The organism is Nonomuraea turkmeniaca, from assembly GCF_005889735.1.
GTDB lineage: Bacteria > Actinomycetota > Actinomycetes > Streptosporangiales > Streptosporangiaceae > Nonomuraea > Nonomuraea turkmeniaca.
In genome coordinates, this window is the sequence record NZ_VCKY01000591.1 from 1 (window position 1) to 397 (window position 397).

General features: G+C 61.0%; 1 pseudogene. It reads left to right on the top strand.

From position 1 onward, the window contains the following. A pseudogene (locus ETD86_RS54685) lies at positions 1-276 on the top strand (transposase); the annotation flags it as partial. Positions 277-397 lie beyond the last annotated feature (121 nt).

Sequence of the window (397 nt, forward strand, 5' to 3'; positions counted from 1 at the left end):
GACATCACCGAACATCCCACCGGCGAAGGGAAGGTGTACTGCGCCGCCGTCATGGACGCCTACTCTCGACGCATCATCGGCTGGTCCATCGACGCCAGCCAAAATACCGAGTTGGTCACGAATGCGCTCGCGATGGCCGTGGCCCGGCGCGCACCGGAAAAGCGATCGACAATCCTGCACTCGGACCACGGAACGCAATATACGTCCTGGACCTTCGGGAAACGCCTACGAGACGCCGGCCTGCTCGGTTCCATGGGAACGGTGGGTGATTCCCTCTTAATCGGCTAATGCGCATGTTTCCCCAGGTCAGCGACACGCCGTGATCTGGTACCTGCTGGCCGGATGGGGTCATCGCGGGTACATCTGTTCTCATGATCGAACAAGGGCTCCGGCTGGA